Consider the following 15,222-nt stretch of genomic DNA (forward strand, 5'->3'; position numbering starts at 1 on the left):
TTTCTGTACTCTGTCACTATCTTCTAACTTATGGTTAGAGTTCTCTGGCTTTTGGGCTATAACTTCTTTAAAATATAAAAAGAATAATTTGGATAAAAGAAATGTATAGACCTTTTTTTGATTTGTCTGATTTACCATTTCGCTCCACCCCAGACTTGGATTACTTTTATAAAGATGCTGACCGTGAAGAATTAGTGTCTGCGATTTTATATTCGTTAGATAGAGGTGATGGCATTATTAAGGTGGTTGGTGAGGTAGGTAGTGGAAAAACGACGCTTCTACGTCGGATTAGTCAGAAGCTGTCTTTAGATTATCAGGTTGTTTATATTAATTCTCCTAACCTTTCCTCACATGATATTTTGTTTTTTATTTGCCATGAGTTTGGTATTCCGGTAGATCCACAAGAGCAAAAGTTTTTTCTAGTTTCTAAATTGAGGGATTTTTTTATTCAGCAACATGCTTTGGGCCGTCAACCTTTGATTTTAATAGATGAAGCCCAAGCTATGCCAATAGAAACGTTAGAAGAAATTAGATTGTTGCTTAATTTGGAAACCGATCAGCATAAGCTAGTGCAGGTTGTTTTATTTGGTCAACCAGAATTAGATTCGATTCTTTCTAAACCCGAGATTCGGCAATTCCAAAGTAGAATCTCTCATGCAATTTTTTTGCCTGCGTTTAGCGTTGATGATGTTAAATCCTATTTAAATTTTCGCATGCGTAAAGCGGGTTACCAGGGACAAGATCTGTTCGGGACAAAAGTTGCTAAACTTATTTCTAAGTTGTCTAAGGGTTTACCTAGAGATATTCATGTTTTGGCTGACCGTGCTCTACTGGCGGCTTATTCTGAAGGTACTAAACTTATAAAACCTAGACATATTGTTGAAACTAATTTTTTCATGATTAGCCTATTCAAATGGTTTGTTCTAATAATGGTTATTTCTATAATCTCATGGATAGCTATCCATTTTAACTACGAAACGGTTTCAAATGAGCACATTCAAACAGACGCCGTTGAGTCTGATTTAGATGAGTTGAAGTTGAAAAGCTCAATTGAATCTAAAGTGCAACCGGATGAATTATTTTCTGAATACAGTAAAGCCGTTAAATCAAGAATTGATACCATTCAATTGGATTCAAGCATGCTTTATAGTGTTCAACTTATGACTTCTGACCTGTCTAATTTAGAGATGGCTCTTAAATCGCTCCAGTCCCATGGTTGGATTGATCCTCAACAACTCTTTTATTCAATTAATTCTAAGCGTAACCAGTTCACACTATACTATGGCTATTTTAGTGGTTATAGCAAAGCGATAAACTTTGTTGATTCTTTGCCAAATTTTATTTTGGCAGGACAACCTTTTATCGTTTCAAAATCACAGGTGCTGAGTTATTTATCCGAGTCATTACAAAATAATCAGAAACCAAATAATTAGCTTTTAGAGGTGAGTGTGAAAAACTTTCGAGTCAATTTAGCCATTCTGTTAAGTTTGTTGTTTGGTGTATTTTCGTGTTCCAGTCAGCCAATTAATAAAAATGAGGGTGGCTTATCACAAGTTAAAGCCCCTGCTGTTACGGAAGGGCACCTAACAACACAGGCACGCCCAAGTGAAGTAAGCGAAGCTTCAGAGGTTCCTAATATTGTTAGTGCTCGACCCTATAACATCCCGCCAAAACCTGAAACTTTAAAGCCTGGCTATACATTAACAGCGTTTGATGCACCAGTTGATGAAATTATTTATCGTCTCGCAGAGATGTCTGGACACGAAGTCGATATTTGGCCGGGTGTCGAGGGTAAGTTAACCATTAATGCGATTAACCAACCATTAAATTCGATCTTAAAAAGAATCTCCGATCAGCTTGATTTGATTGTTAATGTAGAGCAAGAGCTTATTCAGATTAGGCCTGATAAAGCTTATTGGAAACATTATCGAATTGATTATGTAAATATAAAGCGCTCAAGTCGAGATTCTATTGTCATGAATATGACAGTGGGTGGCTCAGTTAACCCAACCGAAGGCGGGCAGTCCACGGGGAGTCGCTCGAGCGTTGAAGTGGCTTCTGTGCATGACTTTTGGTCTACGTTGCGTTCGAGTTTATTAAGTATGACCTATGACAGAAGCACCAGCCCTGGTGCTTCTGTGCCAGTACCTAGTACATTAAATATGACTGATAACACTGCCTCTAACGCATCAATAACTCCAAACAGTAATACTAGCACTCGTGCCTTACATAATAATGCGAGTACCGTTGTGATTAACCCGGAGGCTGGCTTAGTTCTCGTTTATGCCGACAACAAACGACATCAAGAGGTGCAACATTATCTAGACTCCATTACTCAACGTTCAGAACGTCAGGTGATGATTGAGGCTTCAGTCGTTGAAGTGGTGTTATCAGAAAACCATCAATCTGGTATTGATTGGTCCGCTAACGGGTTTAGAAACCTCTCCAACCGAAGAGCCTTAATGGCCCTTCCAGATGCAGAACCTATGGCGGATAACGTTTTTACCGCGACTTTGGGTAATGATATTGGTTTAGATTTGAATGCGGGTCTAAAAGCACTGGAGGAATATGGGGATGTTCAGGTCTTGTCCAGCCCCAAAATAATGGCCGTAAATAACCAAACGGCTTTGCTAAAAGTGGTCGATAACCAAGTTTATTTCACGATTGATGTGTCTCGATCTACCAGTACGGCTGGTACAGATGTAACCTACTCAACGAGTGTTCATACCGTTCCGGTGGGTTTTATGATGAGTATGACGCCGTTTGTTAGTGATCAAAGAGAAGTTTCGTTAAATATTCGTCCTACCATTTCACGTATTATTGGCAGTGTAAATGATCCTAATCCTGATTTAATTGAGGTTGGTGCGGAAAGCTCAATTCCAATCGTTCAGGAGCGCGAGATGGAAACCGTATTAAAACTACGAGACAACCAAACCGCTGTAATTGGTGGTCTGATAGAAGATCGTCAAGATGATTTGGAATCAGGATTGCCTTGGTTATCTCGAATTCCTATTTTAGGCAAAACATTATTTGGTTATTCTGAACGTAGCACAACCAAAACCGAATTGGTTATTTTTATTCGTCCAATAATTGTTGATCGGCCAGATATTGAGTCGGGTGATTTACAATCATTCCGTAGCCTACTTGATAAACGCACGGGAGCGTTTGAATGAGTGTCTTGTTAGACGCACTAAAAAAAGCGGCTGCCGAAAAAAAAGCGAAGCAAGTGGGAAAAAGTCAATTTGAAAAAGCCGTTGAACCAAGCCGCGACGCGAGCTTGTCGGATATTAAATACTCAGAACCAAAAGATCCACCTCTATTGGATGAAGTAAAATCAATCGCTGAGAAGACTTTATCAACCGAAGCCGTTCACGCTGAAGAAGAAAGCAAGTCAAATGTTCTAAGTCCCTTACAAAACCAAGCACCAATCGAGCCTAAAAGGGAAGGGCTGACTTCAATACCTGGTTCACAACCTTTGCTGGATAACGCTCAAAAAAATCCACAACTAGACGCTAAGTTTAAACTGGCTGACCTAGATATGCCTGCAAGCTCATCCAAGCTTATGGATACCCTATCTGACATAGAGGATATTACGCAAGCTGTTGAAAAGAAAAGAGCAAAGAGTAGCGAACCGCACCTGGCAACGCAGTCTATAGCGGAACTTAACCAAAAGTCGACTGATAAGAAGTCGGAATTGGAAGCTTTATTTAAGCCTGGTGATGTCTTGTCATCACAACAACGGACCTTGCAATCGAAGCAGGTAAAAAAACTTTTTTCGCCAGCTTTAACTACAACTTTTAAACCAATTAAGACATCAATTTGGCGTAAAGTTTATTTAGGTTTTTTGGGGTTGGGTGTTGTTACCGCGGTGCTCATTTATTTCGCACTTTTTATTTTTCACAATCTTGAACAACAATATGATCGGCAAGTGCAACAGTTTTCCTCGAGCATTGAGAAACCTGTCGAGCCAGTTAAACTGGAAGGCGAAAAGTCACTTGATGCGACCATAGAGCCTCAAAAAGCCGAGAAGGTGTCTGTCAATCAATCAAGTGAGAGCTCAATAAATCCGCGTGAAAATCAGGTTGATGAATCAAGAAACCTTCAAGCCAATAAAACAGCGTCTACAGTTAAGACTAAAGAAGATTCTGAGCCACAGCAAACAACCAGGCCTGCTTCTATCGTACAGTTGAAACGAGTAGCAAGAGTTGATGAAAATGAATTGGCTTATCAAGCCTATTTAGAGTCAGACTTTGATAAAGCTGAATACCATTATCGAAGAGGTTTAGCTGAAAATCCCAACAGCAAAAATAGTCAAATTGGATTGGCGGCCGTAGCCGCTCAACGTCGAGATTATGAGCAGGCCATGTCTTATTACCAGCGAGTCCTTCAAGAAAACTCGAGTGATCAAGATGCGTTGCAAGGCATCGCCTCCATTGCTTCTGAATTAGGTAATCAGGAAGCCATGATGGAGGATTTGGTCCGGTTGGCAAGACGTTATCCTGACTCGGCAGGCTTACAGTTTGCGTTGGGCAATCAATATGCATTGCGCCAAGACTGGTTTAAGGCGCAACAACATTATTTTGATAGTGTGCGTTTAGAGCAAAGTAACCCAGATTATCGTTTAAATTTGGCTGTTAGCTTAGATCATCTTGGCCAGTTCAAGCAGGCTTTGGAACAATACAAGCTTAGCTTGGCGTTTGCAGAAAAACACCCGTCGGCTCAATTTAACAGAGCCGCTGTATACCAGCGAATTAACCTGCTACAGACTTTCATGGAGCAAAATTAAACATGGCTCAACCAATGCGCTTAGGCGACAAACTTATTCATGAAGGCTATATCAATGCCGATCAGCTAAGAATCGCCTTAACGGAACAGCGTCGTACTGGAAAAAAACTGGGTGAGATTTTTGTTTATCTTGGCTTTATGACTGAAGAACAGTCGCGTGAAGCGGTGGGTGAGTCAACCGGTTATGACTCAATGAGCATTAAAGGTATTGTGCCGGATTTGTCGGCTTTAGAAATGCTTACCGAAACCTTTGCACGTGCCAACCAGATTTTGCCGATTAGTTTGCGCGATGATCTGCTTAAATTAGCGATGAGTAATCCAGAAGATATTTTGTTACTGGACAAAGTTCGGCGCAATTTAAAACGCTCCGATCTACGGTTGCAACCGGTGTTGGTAGCGGAGTCAGAAATTCAGTTCGCGATTGATCACTACTATGGCTATGAGCTCTCTATTGATGGCATTCTAAATGAACTGGAAACCGGCCAAGTAGACATTCACGCGCTATCTGAAACAGATGAATACTCACAACCGATGGTGCGTTTAGTGGATAGCTTGCTCACTGATGCGGTTAAGCGTGAAGCCTCAGATATTCACTTTGAACCTGAAGAATACTATGTGCGTGTTCGCTACCGAATTGATGGAGTACTGCAGGAGGTTCGGTTATTGCATAAGTCGCTTTGGTCAGGCCTGGTGGTGCGTTTAAAGGTTATATCAAGCTTGGACCTTACAGATCAGCGCTTACCACAAGACGGTCATATGGACTTGGTTGTGATGGGACGTCGAATTGATTTTAGAGTGTCATCTTTACCCGGCACGCACGGCGAAAACTTTGTTTTGCGTATTCTCGATCGTGAAAAAGGCATTGTGCCGTTAGATACTTTGGGTTTGGATCCAGATGCCTATCAAGAAGTAAAACTCATGATGAGTCGACCGAATGGGATTTTTCTAGTCACCGGCCCGACCGGCTCAGGGAAAACCACGACCTTATATTCGATCTTAAATGAAGTGAATGATATGGGTGTTAATATTATGACCCTCGAAGATCCTGTCGAATATCCGATGTCGTTAATTCGACAAACCGCCGTAAATGACGATATAGGTTTAACCTTTGCGCGTGGCATTCGCGCCTTATTGCGTCAAGATCCAGACATTATTCTGATCGGTGAAATCCGTGATACCGAGACGGCTGAAATGGCTTTTCGTGCCGCGATGACTGGTCACCAGGTTTTTGCCACGCTACATACAAACTCCGCGCTGGGCACAATTCCACGTTTGCTGGATATCGGCGTGCCTTCTACGGTATTAGCCGGCAATATTATCGGAATTGTAGCTCAGCGCTTGGCGCGAAAACTTTGTCCTCACTGTAAAAAACCCTATCGCCCAGATGCGTTCGAAGCTCAGTTGGTCGGGCTAGAAGAAAATAATAATGCCGTGTTATATAAAGCGGTTGGCTGCGAGGCCTGCAACAGCATTGGTTACAAGGGGAGACTTGCAATATTAGAAACCTTACGTTTTACCAATGAAATTGATGACTTATTGTTAGATGAAGCACCAACGCATGTTTTACTGAAACAGGCTAAAAAACAAGGGTTTCGTACTCTGTCGGAAAGTGCCGTTAGCTGGGTGCGTCGTGGAGACACCACGCTCGATGAAATCAGTCGTGTAGTTAACTTAACCGAGTTGGTATAAGGGCCTGTATGCAGATTTATCAATTTTCCGGTATTAATCGCTATGGTGAACGGGTTCGTGGCCAAATTGAAGGTAAGAACCAAGCCGAAATTGAACAAAAGCTGCAAGCCTCTAAAATCGATATTTTGAGTCTTAAGCCGAAAGGTCGCGGCATAAAGTTATTCAAACGCGCAAAAATTACGCGTAAAGAAATCATTGCGATTACCTTTCAGTTTGAACAGCTTTTGCGTGCGGGTGTGCCATTAATGGAGATTTTGGCGGACTTAAGAGACTCTTTCGAAAACCATGCGGTTAAAGAAATGCTCGATTTTATTTATCAGTCCATGGAAGGTGGCGAAACCTTTTCAGACTCGTTGCAAAGTTACCGTGATGTGTTTGGTGATGTGTATATTTCATTAGTATCGGTTGGTGAGCAGACCGGACAGTTGGAAGTTATATTGGCTGACTTGGCCAATATGTTGAAATGGGAAGATGAATTGTTGGCGAAAGCAAAAAAGGTCATGATTTATCCAGCGATTGTGAGTTTAGTGGTGCTGGGTGTGGTGTTATTGATGATGGTATTTGTGGTTCCTGAATTGTTGGGCTTTATTGGTCAAATGGGCGGTGAATTAGGCGCCTCCACTCGTGCTTTAATAGCGACGTCGAGTTTTATTCAAAATAACATTGTGTTTTTGTTGGCCGCCCCATTTGGTGTGGTTTTAATTTTTAAAGCTTGGTTAAAACGTTCTAGAGCATTTCGGATACAGTTTGATAAGGCCAAGTTTAAAATTAATATTATTGGGTCGGTGCTTTATAAATTAAAAGTTGCGCGTTTAGCCAATTCACTGGCGGTTATGTACAGTGCGGGTATGAGTTTTACCGAAAGCATGATGCTAGCGTCAAAAGTAGTGGATAACACCTATATGGAAAATAATGTCATCATGGCGATTCGACTGATTAAAGAAGGTGAGCCAATTCATCAAGCCTTTGCATCGGCCAATGTGTTTCCACCTCTTGGGGTTCGCATGGTAAAGGTGGGTGAGCGTAGTGGTCAAATGGACGAGTCTTTAAAAAATGTGAGTTATTTTTATGACCGTGAAGCCAAAGAAAGTATCGAAAAAATTGAGCCTGCAATAGAGCCTTTACTAACCATCATCATGGCTGTGATAGTGGGTTGGGTTATGATGGCTGTGCTTGGGCCTGTTTACGACACTATTACACAGGTTCAATTTTAAGGTCAGTTTATGCATTATGTACTTTATGCGATGGATCATCACTTAGAAGCGTTTCAGTTTCGTGGAAAACATATTGTTGCTCACCATTATTTAGACTGGCCACAGGTGACAGATTTTGTCACTAGCATACCGCTAAGTGCTGAAGTTAGCGTTGTTCTGGATGTGATTGATGAAGATTTGCAAGTTGAGTTCATGCCCAAGCTTTTGCCTTGGGAAAAATGGGCATTGGAAACCCGCTTGGTTAGTAAAATGCGTCAAAAGGGCGCTGCTGCACAACGCTTTATTTGGACAGGTCATACCCGAACAAGTGACGATAACCGCAAAGAAGAAATGTTGTTAACGGTCGCACTTTATCCTTCAAACGCCGTGTCAAAGCTGATGGATCAATTACGCGAATCGCATTTTATTTGGACGGGTTTACACTCGTCCGCGTTTTTGCTAAAACGTTTGTTACGTTCCTATATGAAAGATCAACTGAAGTTAACCACTAAGCAAACAAAAGCCCCGATTTTGTTAGTGGTGAGGATGTCGGATCGTCATTATCGACAATGTTTTTTTCTAAAGGGTCACTTGCGTTTGACACGGGTAGTTGAACTTAAAAAAGATCAAGATACCGACTCTGATAAAATTAATTTTTTAGCCCAAGAATCTAAATTAGCAACCCGTTTTATATACAGTCAAAAAATCCTGCCTCAAGGCACGGCCTTTAACTACATAATTGTGGATCATGTGGATGAGACTTTGAGTGATCAATATTGGTCTATATTTGAACGAGCGGGAGTTGTATCACCAAGCTGGGATAAAGAGCGCCAATTCTTTGATGTGGTCAATTTGGTAAACCGCGTTAGTATGCCATCGGATGATTTATGTTATGGCAATGCCGTGCTGGCTCAGTCATTGCAAATCGGTTGGGTAACGTCTTTCTTTTCAAACCCCGCCATTGAGAAGGTTAACCAGTTTCGTTATGCAGGACTGGCACTTAAAGTATTAACGAGCTTAATCGTGATCGCAATGGGGTTTGTGATTATTAAGTCCAGCTTAGAGAATCATTTTTTAGATCATCAACAAGATTTGTTTCATCAAGTAGCGCAGTCTTTACAGATTCAAAAAAATCACTTAATCAAGGAGCTTGATGGACAAGTAATATCCCAGGATATGCAAGCTGTGGTCCAATTTGCTGACCAACTAAAACACATATCTACAACACGGCCTTATGGTTTAGATTTAGATTCGTTAGCCGAACTATTTAGCCGTCATACCAAAATTAAGGTCGAACAGCTTCGCTGGCAACCACTTAATCAGTTTGATGATAGTCAGCAAAAAGTAACAATTCGAGGCCAGGTGTATCCGTTTGACGGACAATATAAACCGATTACTCAAGCCTTAAATGCGTTTGCGGACGATTTAACTCAACATCCAGGTATTGATAAAGTTGAATTTTTACAAAAACCATTTAGTGAGGATCAATCACAAGGGCAACGCGTCCAGGCTGGACGAGATATTCGAGCCTTACCATTTAGTTTAGAGTGGGTCATGAACTCGAACTCTTTTCAAAAGGGTAAGCCATGAATAAGTTAGACTTAATTTTTAGTACGCGTTATTTTCAGCGCTTAATATTTTGGCCGTTAATGGGATTAATCTTGGCCTTGGTTTTGGCTTGGATTGTTTATGATCAATTTCTTAAGCCGGTCAGCCAGCAAATTCAGCAGGTCTATAGTCAAGAGCAATTAGTTAATCGATTGGTACAACAAGTTGATCAATTAAAGCAAGAGCAAGTTGTTACAGAATCTTACCAACAAGATTTTGTAATGCTCGATCAGCAAGGCTTTGTGCAACCTGTTGACAGAGTAGGCTGGACCGATCGTTTAAACCAAGTCAGCCAGGCCTGGTTATTAAGCGGTCTGAGTGTGCAATTTGAAGCTGAAAAGCGAGTTAACGCCTCCGATGTTAAACAGCTTCAGGTATCGCAGTCTATTTTTTATCGAAATAAATTGATGCTTAACTTAAGGTTGCAATCCGATATGGATTATTTAAAGTTAATCGATTGGCTGCGTCAGAACGTCAGTCCATTTTTTTTGATTGAACATTGTGATCTCCAGCTTCAGCGTACTGGGGTTGATGTAGAGCTAACATTCAAACCAGAGCAGGGGAATATTATGATGCGCTGCGGTTTGCAGCTGCTACGCGCAGAACCTGCAGCTTTTGATCCACTGAAGTGGCGTTAAGTATGATGAGTCAAACCCTGTCAGCCGTGAGTTTTAAAAGCCGAATATTTAAAGTCTTTATGTGTCAGTTGGTTATGCTGGCGAGCCTGCTTGGCGCATCCTTTGTTCAGGCGGAAATCCCTGCTCTATTAATGACGCCTGAACAGCGCCAAACAATTGATAGAGCGCGCCAGACTTATTTAACTCAACCTGTTGAAAAAGCATCGGTCAAAACAGAAGCACGAGGCCTGGTGATTGAAGACAAGACGTTATTAGTGAGTGCGATTTTAAATCATAATGGCGATAAGCGAGTCCAGATAAATGGTGTAATTTATAAAGAATCCGAATTGAAACAGGGCATTCAAGTGCATCGTATTGGTAATCAAACGATTACTTTAACGGCCAATGGCAAGTGGGGACGTGCCAGAATTGGGGTGTTGTACGATTTAAATGATTGGCCAGTTGAACCTGAAAGCAAAATCCGAACGAGTCCTTAATAACAAACTAGGCACGTTTAATGAGATTGACGACATCTGTTTGCACCCTAAAACGATAAGCTGGGTTTAAGATAAAATCTTCTTATAAGTGTTTGGTTATATTCTATTAAAATCGGCTTGCAATTTATCTGGAAACACGTCAGAATTACCAACGCTAGAGAGGCAAAACCTATTTGGAGTATTCAATGAAACAATTAACTCTTAAAGCTTTGTTTCTGTCAGGTGTTGCGGCATTCTCAATGAATGTTCATGCTTCTTCTGTCTATGATCAGTGTGTTGACGATGCACAAAAGCTAATTGCAGCAGGTATCGAGGGTGGTAACACAGCGGCACGTGAAGTGCAGCAGTCTACTACTATTGATCAGTGTAAAGCGGCATTAACTGAGATCGAAGCTAAGTATGAAGGCCAGTTTAAATTTGAAAAAGACGGTAAGGAGTACGTACGTGCCCCTTATTCAGTCATGACGGCTGAAGATCGTGAAATGTGGGCAACCCTTTTCAACGCGATCGACACCAAAAATTTCATGGGCGTTCGTTACCTGATGGCTGTTTACTATCGTCAATAAAATCCCTTCTATTGACAATAGGTGATGCTATCTCGAAAAGCCGGTTTAATAACCGGCTTTTTTTATGCCAAAAATAAATCTAAAATTTGGATTTTATGTGACGACTAAAAACCTATTCGTACAAGTTTATGAGTGTTTGACCTGTGCCGATCTAGATCGAAAAGTACGATTGTTGGATGGCCTGTTAGTTGACTGGACGCAGCAGAACTTTAATTTTGAGCCCTTAGATAAGGTTGAGCGAATCGCTGATCCTGGGCGGCCAGCGAAACCTGAGCTGGTCGCACCCAAAAAACTCTTGCGTCGTCGTATTGGTTCGCCAGAAGGTCATGCTGCTTTAATGCATGCGATTGCACATATCGAATTTAATGCGATTAACTTAGCTTTAGATGCGGTTTACCGATTCCAACATATGCCACGCGATTATTATGCGGATTGGCTTGGCGTAGCGGGGGAGGAGGCTTACCATTTTCAAATGATCCGAGAACATCTGTTTACTTTGGGCTATGAATATGGTGATCTAGCAGCCCATAATGGCCTATGGTTAACCACTTACGAAACCGATCATGATGTGTTGGTACGGATGGCGATGGTGCCGCGCACATTAGAGGCACGTGGGTTGGATGTAACGCCGGATATGATCAAACGTTTGCGCGCGATTGGAGACCATCGTGGCGTTGAAATTTTAAAGATTTTATTGCGAGATGAAATCGGTCATGTTGCGGTTGGTACGCGATGGTATCGGTATGTCTGTGATGAGCGCGACTTAAACCCGTTTGATGAGTTTCAGTCTATTTTAACGACTTACTTCCATGGGGATATTCGCGGGCCTTTTAACTATGATGCACGCCAAAAGGCCGGCTTTTCAGAACAAGAGATAGCTTGGTTAAAATCCATGGAAGCGCAAACCTTTGAGAAAACCAATGACTGACAAAGAGTTGACTCGTCTGTCGGAAACGCAGCGCATGCGTATTCAACTTCGCCATAAAGCCTCAATTGAGCGCTTTGGTTATCAACCACAAGCCTTGTTTTGGACGGATAGAGACGTGCAAAAACAGCGGTTTGAAGTACTAACGAAGTTGATCCCTCATATCGAAAAACCCAACCACCAGGCCTGGTCTATCTTGGATGTTGGCTGTGGATTCGCGGATTTTTACGCTTATTTACGGCTAGCCGGTTATCACATAAATTACAGCGGGGTGGATATATCCCCCGACATGATTTATAGCGCCCGTTGTTTGCACCCAGAAATACAGTTGTTTGAAGGCGAGCTGGTGGATCAGCAATTTGATAATGAATCATTCGATTTTGTATTCTTATCGGGTGCTTTAAACGAGGTGGTGGATGAAACCGGTGCTTATGCCAAATCAGTTATTCGTGATCTGTATCGGATCGCTCGTTTGGGCGTTGGGTTTAACTTGTTAAATAAACGTAACCCTTGGATTCAATCGAGACCGGATTTACAAAGCTTTTATCCCGCCTCTATTGCCGCTTTTTGTGAGCGATTTGCCTATAAAGTCGATTGGCGCTCGGATTACCTGCCTAACGATTTTAGTGTGTTTTTAAAAAAACGGGATGTTAAAGCATGCGTTTAGGGATCGATTTAGGTGGTACAAAAATTGAAATCGTGGCGTTAGATGCGGATAACACGATTCGGTTACGTGAGCGCGTGGCATCACCGATAGGTTTTTACACGGAAACCTTGGATGCGATTGTGGACTTAGTGCGCCAAGCTGAACACAAGATTGGTCAAACCGGAAGCGTCGGACTTGGCATTCCGGGTGCGATTTCGGCAAAGACGGGCCGGGTTAAAAATGCGAATTCGACCTGGTTGATTGGCGAAGACCTCCAAGGCGATTTGCAAGCTCGCCTAAAACGCGAAGTGCGAATTGCCAACGACGCGAATTGTTTTGCTCTTTCCGAGGCATCCCAAGGTGCCGCCCGACATGCTCGAAGTGTGTTTGGTGTAATTGTTGGAACAGGTTGCGGCGGTGGCTTGGTATTAGATGGAAAAATTATAGCTGGCGCCAATGCTATCGCAGGAGAGTGGGGGCATAATCCACTGCCTTGGCCTGTTGAGGAAGACGCGAGCCTGGCTTGCTATTGTGGCCAAAAAAACTGCATTGAAACTTTTTTATCGGGAAGTGGCCTAGCTCAGCGTTATAGGTTTGAAACTGGCGATGACGGCTCGGCACAGAAAATTGTGAGCTTAATGCGACAAGGTCATCTACCTGCACAGAAGATGATGGATCGATATTATAATTGGATGGCAAAAGGCTTGGCTTCGGTGATTAATGTGTATGATCCGGAGGTGGTTGTGTTGGGCGGTGGCTTAAGCCAAATTGACGAGCTTTATACTGAAGTACCTAAGCGTTGGACGCAGTGGGTATTTAGTGATCAGGTCGTGACTGAATTAAAACCGCCCATGTTTGGCGATTCAAGTGGCGTAATTGGTGCCGCTTGGTTATGGGGAAAAGGACGAGAATAAATATGAAAACCTTGACTGATTTGAATGAATTAGACCAAATGATTGCGGAACAACCAGGCCTGGTGGTGTTGTTTGGTGGCGAGCATTGTGGGGTTTGTCAGGTCATTAAACCTAAACTGGAAACCATGTTGGCGGAGCGTTATCCACGCTTACAAATCGTTTATATTGATTGTCAGCAAAGCCAAACCCTGTGCGCGCAAAAGTCAGTCTTTAGTTTACCGGTGGTGCAGGTGTATTTTGATCGTCAGCGTTTTATTGAAAAGGCGCGCAGTTTTAGCCTGCAGGCCTTGTTGGATGAAATTGAGCGCCCATATGATTTGTTGTTTAATGCGGCTGAATAAGTCAGAGCTCCTGGCGTGGTGCATTAGTCACAAGATTTAATAAAACTGATAATGTTTCAGCACCGCTTGTTTGACCCGCCATTGACAACTTAAGCCAGCCGGGAAAGTTACCAAATCACCCGCTTTAATCAATACAGGCTCACCTTGTTCAGGTGTGACCAAAACCTCACCTTGAAGCAGATAGCAAACTTCAGAGCTGTCATAATACCAATCAAACTCTGAAGGTTCTTTTTGCCAAGTTGGCCAGTGACGAACGCCTAGTTTATCAAGCTCAGTTTGAGCGGGGTTCGATTGAATAATAATGGGTAACATGATTGTTTCCTTGGGTTTTACGCTGATTGGCCGTTATTCTAGCAAAGACTTATTAAAACTGATTAATAAAGGCGGGCATTATGTTTGTGGTTTACAGTCCAGAAGGGCGCAATTTTATTGGCGCAGAGCCAACCAATAAGGCCACTAAGATTAATGCGGTTACGCCAGTTGAGTTTGATGAGACCATGATGGAATTAGATAAGGATTACCTTACCGAAGCTCAACGTGGTCAACACAATCAGCGTCATAAGCGTGCCAATTATGCATTAGGTCAATACCAAAAACAGCTTGAAACCATGACTGACCGACATGTTGTAGTGACTGTGTCCGAGATTATGTCGAGCCCTGTTATCAGTTTACCGCCAACGGCTACCTTAACCGAGGCTTGGGATATCATGCAAGAGCGTCGGATTCAACATATTCCGGTATTGGATGGGCAAAAGTTAGTTGGAATTTGTTCTTCGCAAGAATTGTTGCGCCATGTGATCGTGAATCAATCTAATCAAATTCAAACACCAGCTGATCGTGCAATTATGGATATAGCCAATCCAGAAGTGGTGACCACTTTGGCGAATGTCGACGTACGTCGCGTGGCGTTTATAATGAGTCAATATCGGATTGGGTCTTTGCCCGTCATGTCGGAAACTGGACACCAGATAATTGGTATGATTACGCGTTCGGATTTAATCAAGCGGCTGGCTAAACTTCCGCCGCTTGAAATCTATGCTTAAGCAAGCGCAGGCTTAATTATTCAGCGCTATCAGCTTGTTGCGATTTGGCCACGTCTTCATGAACCTTCTGCATATCTAGACCGCGCAATTGTGCAATCGCTTCTTCCAAGTTGCTACCCGGAATGGCACCTGGGTTGGCATACACCACGACTTTTTCGCGCATTAAAGCAATGGTGGGAATGGAGCGAACCTGAAACATACCGGCTAACTCTTGCTCTTCTTCCACATTGACTTTGGCAAACACAATGTCCGGGTGTTTTTCAGATATTTCTTCAAAAACCGGACCAAATTGTTTGCACGGACCACACCATTCTGCCCAAAAGTCTAAAATAACCATGTCGTTATTATTAATGGTTTCGTCAAATTGAGCTAAGGTTAGATTGATTACGGCCATGAGG

At 42.4% G+C, this 15,222-nt stretch carries 16 protein-coding genes; 14 read left to right on the forward strand and 2 right to left on the reverse strand.

The window, feature by feature from the left end; translation table 11 throughout:
- Window positions 1-101 precede the first annotated feature (101 nt).
- The 13 genes from N746_RS10635 (at window position 102) to N746_RS0104630 (ending at window position 13,781) form a co-directional block, all read left to right on the forward strand.
- Window positions 102-1,433, forward strand: coding sequence for an ExeA family protein (locus tag N746_RS10635; protein WP_051678511.1), 1,332 nt, complete (start codon window positions 102-104; stop codon window positions 1,431-1,433).
- Between the two features lie 15 nt (window positions 1,434-1,448).
- Window positions 1,449-3,173, forward strand: a complete 1,725-nt coding sequence (locus N746_RS0104575) for a type II secretion system protein GspD (RefSeq protein ID WP_051678512.1) — start codon at window positions 1,449-1,451, stop codon at window positions 3,171-3,173.
- Window positions 3,170-4,786 (forward strand): tetratricopeptide repeat protein, encoded by a 1,617-nt coding sequence (locus N746_RS0104580; protein ID WP_029934310.1) that lies wholly within the window; start codon window positions 3,170-3,172, stop codon window positions 4,784-4,786. The genes N746_RS0104575 and N746_RS0104580 overlap by 4 nt, the downstream gene beginning before the upstream one ends.
- 2 nt (window positions 4,787-4,788) lie before the next feature.
- The gene (locus N746_RS0104585) at window positions 4,789-6,474 is read left to right on the forward strand and encodes a GspE/PulE family protein (RefSeq protein WP_029934312.1); all 1,686 of its coding nucleotides are present in this window, start codon (window positions 4,789-4,791) and stop codon (window positions 6,472-6,474) included.
- 8 nt (window positions 6,475-6,482) lie between these two features.
- Window positions 6,483-7,688 (forward strand): type II secretion system F family protein, encoded by a 1,206-nt coding sequence (locus N746_RS0104590; RefSeq protein WP_029934314.1) that lies wholly within the window; start codon window positions 6,483-6,485, stop codon window positions 7,686-7,688.
- A 9-nt stretch (window positions 7,689-7,697) separates the two neighbouring features.
- The gene (locus N746_RS0104595) at window positions 7,698-9,257 is read left to right on the forward strand and encodes a hypothetical protein (protein ID WP_029934316.1); all 1,560 of its coding nucleotides are present in this window, start codon (window positions 7,698-7,700) and stop codon (window positions 9,255-9,257) included.
- On the forward strand, window positions 9,254-9,913 hold the full coding sequence (locus N746_RS0104600; RefSeq protein WP_029934317.1) for a hypothetical protein: 660 nt from the start codon (window positions 9,254-9,256) through the stop codon (window positions 9,911-9,913). The genes N746_RS0104595 and N746_RS0104600 overlap by 4 nt, the downstream gene beginning before the upstream one ends.
- Before the next feature lie 2 nt (window positions 9,914-9,915).
- A complete protein-coding gene (locus N746_RS0104605) occupies window positions 9,916-10,389 on the forward strand; it encodes a hypothetical protein (protein WP_029934320.1) in 474 nt (157 codons plus the stop codon).
- A gap of 185 nt (window positions 10,390-10,574) precedes the next feature.
- The gene (locus N746_RS0104610; RefSeq protein ID WP_029934322.1) at window positions 10,575-10,955 is read left to right on the forward strand and encodes a hypothetical protein; all 381 of its coding nucleotides are present in this window, start codon (window positions 10,575-10,577) and stop codon (window positions 10,953-10,955) included.
- 97 nt (window positions 10,956-11,052) lie between these two features.
- Window positions 11,053-11,883, forward strand: coding sequence for a ferritin-like domain-containing protein (locus tag N746_RS0104615; RefSeq protein WP_029934323.1), 831 nt, complete (start codon window positions 11,053-11,055; stop codon window positions 11,881-11,883).
- Window positions 11,876-12,547: a class I SAM-dependent methyltransferase gene (locus N746_RS0104620; protein ID WP_051678514.1), complete on the forward strand. Its 672-nt coding sequence runs from the start codon at window positions 11,876-11,878 to the stop codon at window positions 12,545-12,547. Before N746_RS0104615 ends, N746_RS0104620 begins: the two co-directional genes overlap by 8 nt.
- Window positions 12,538-13,440, forward strand: coding sequence for an ROK family protein (locus tag N746_RS0104625; protein ID WP_029934325.1), 903 nt, complete (start codon window positions 12,538-12,540; stop codon window positions 13,438-13,440). The genes N746_RS0104620 and N746_RS0104625 overlap by 10 nt, the downstream gene beginning before the upstream one ends.
- Window positions 13,441-13,442: 2 nt before the next feature.
- Window positions 13,443-13,781 carry a thioredoxin family protein gene (locus N746_RS0104630; protein WP_029934327.1) on the forward strand — a complete coding sequence of 113 codons (339 nt, stop codon included), beginning with the start codon at window positions 13,443-13,445 and terminating at the stop codon, window positions 13,779-13,781.
- A gap of 36 nt (window positions 13,782-13,817) precedes the next feature.
- Here the strand turns inward: N746_RS0104630 and N746_RS0104635 are convergent, their stop codons facing one another.
- Window positions 13,818-14,093, reverse strand: a complete 276-nt coding sequence (locus N746_RS0104635) for a cupin domain-containing protein (protein ID WP_029934328.1) — start codon at window positions 14,091-14,093, stop codon at window positions 13,818-13,820.
- An 80-nt stretch (window positions 14,094-14,173) separates the two neighbouring features.
- Between N746_RS0104635 and N746_RS0104640 the strand changes: the two genes are divergently transcribed.
- Entirely contained in the window at window positions 14,174-14,824 is a 651-nt protein-coding gene (locus N746_RS0104640; protein ID WP_029934329.1) for a CBS domain-containing protein, read from the forward strand.
- Window positions 14,825-14,840: 16 nt separating this feature from the next.
- Here the strand turns inward: N746_RS0104640 and trxA are convergent, their stop codons facing one another.
- Complete coding sequence (gene trxA / locus N746_RS0104645; protein WP_029934330.1) at window positions 14,841-15,218, reverse strand: thioredoxin; 378 nt, start codon at window positions 15,216-15,218, stop codon at window positions 14,841-14,843.
- Window positions 15,219-15,222 lie beyond the last annotated feature (4 nt).

The organism is Thiomicrospira pelophila DSM 1534 (assembly GCF_000711195.1).
GTDB classification, from domain to species: Bacteria; Pseudomonadota; Gammaproteobacteria; order Thiomicrospirales; family Thiomicrospiraceae; genus Thiomicrospira; species Thiomicrospira pelophila.

Excerpts from the sequence above, each read along its gene's own strand:
- N746_RS10635 (WP_051678511.1), top strand. The coding sequence starts at position 102 with ATGTATAGACCTTTTTTTGATTTGTCTGATTTACCATTTCGCTCCACC.
- N746_RS0104580 (WP_029934310.1), top strand. The coding sequence starts at position 3,170 with ATGAGTGTCTTGTTAGACGCACTAAAAAAAGCGGCTGCCGAAAAAAAA.
- N746_RS0104585 (WP_029934312.1), top strand. The coding sequence starts at position 4,789 with ATGGCTCAACCAATGCGCTTAGGCGACAAACTTATTCATGAAGGCTAT.
- N746_RS0104590 (WP_029934314.1), top strand. The coding sequence starts at position 6,483 with ATGCAGATTTATCAATTTTCCGGTATTAATCGCTATGGTGAACGGGTT.
- N746_RS0104595 (WP_029934316.1), top strand. The coding sequence starts at position 7,698 with ATGCATTATGTACTTTATGCGATGGATCATCACTTAGAAGCGTTTCAG.
- N746_RS0104600 (WP_029934317.1), top strand. The coding sequence starts at position 9,254 with ATGAATAAGTTAGACTTAATTTTTAGTACGCGTTATTTTCAGCGCTTA.
- N746_RS0104605 (WP_029934320.1), top strand. The coding sequence starts at position 9,916 with ATGATGAGTCAAACCCTGTCAGCCGTGAGTTTTAAAAGCCGAATATTT.
- N746_RS0104610 (WP_029934322.1), top strand. The coding sequence starts at position 10,575 with ATGAAACAATTAACTCTTAAAGCTTTGTTTCTGTCAGGTGTTGCGGCA.
- N746_RS0104620 (WP_051678514.1), top strand. The coding sequence starts at position 11,876 with ATGACTGACAAAGAGTTGACTCGTCTGTCGGAAACGCAGCGCATGCGT.
- N746_RS0104625 (WP_029934325.1), top strand. The coding sequence starts at position 12,538 with ATGCGTTTAGGGATCGATTTAGGTGGTACAAAAATTGAAATCGTGGCG.
- N746_RS0104630 (WP_029934327.1), top strand. The coding sequence starts at position 13,443 with ATGAAAACCTTGACTGATTTGAATGAATTAGACCAAATGATTGCGGAA.
- N746_RS0104635 (WP_029934328.1), bottom strand. The coding sequence starts at position 14,093 with ATGTTACCCATTATTATTCAATCGAACCCCGCTCAAACTGAGCTTGAT.
- N746_RS0104640 (WP_029934329.1), top strand. The coding sequence starts at position 14,174 with ATGTTTGTGGTTTACAGTCCAGAAGGGCGCAATTTTATTGGCGCAGAG.
- trxA (WP_029934330.1), bottom strand. The coding sequence starts at position 15,218 with ATGGCCGTAATCAATCTAACCTTAGCTCAATTTGACGAAACCATTAAT.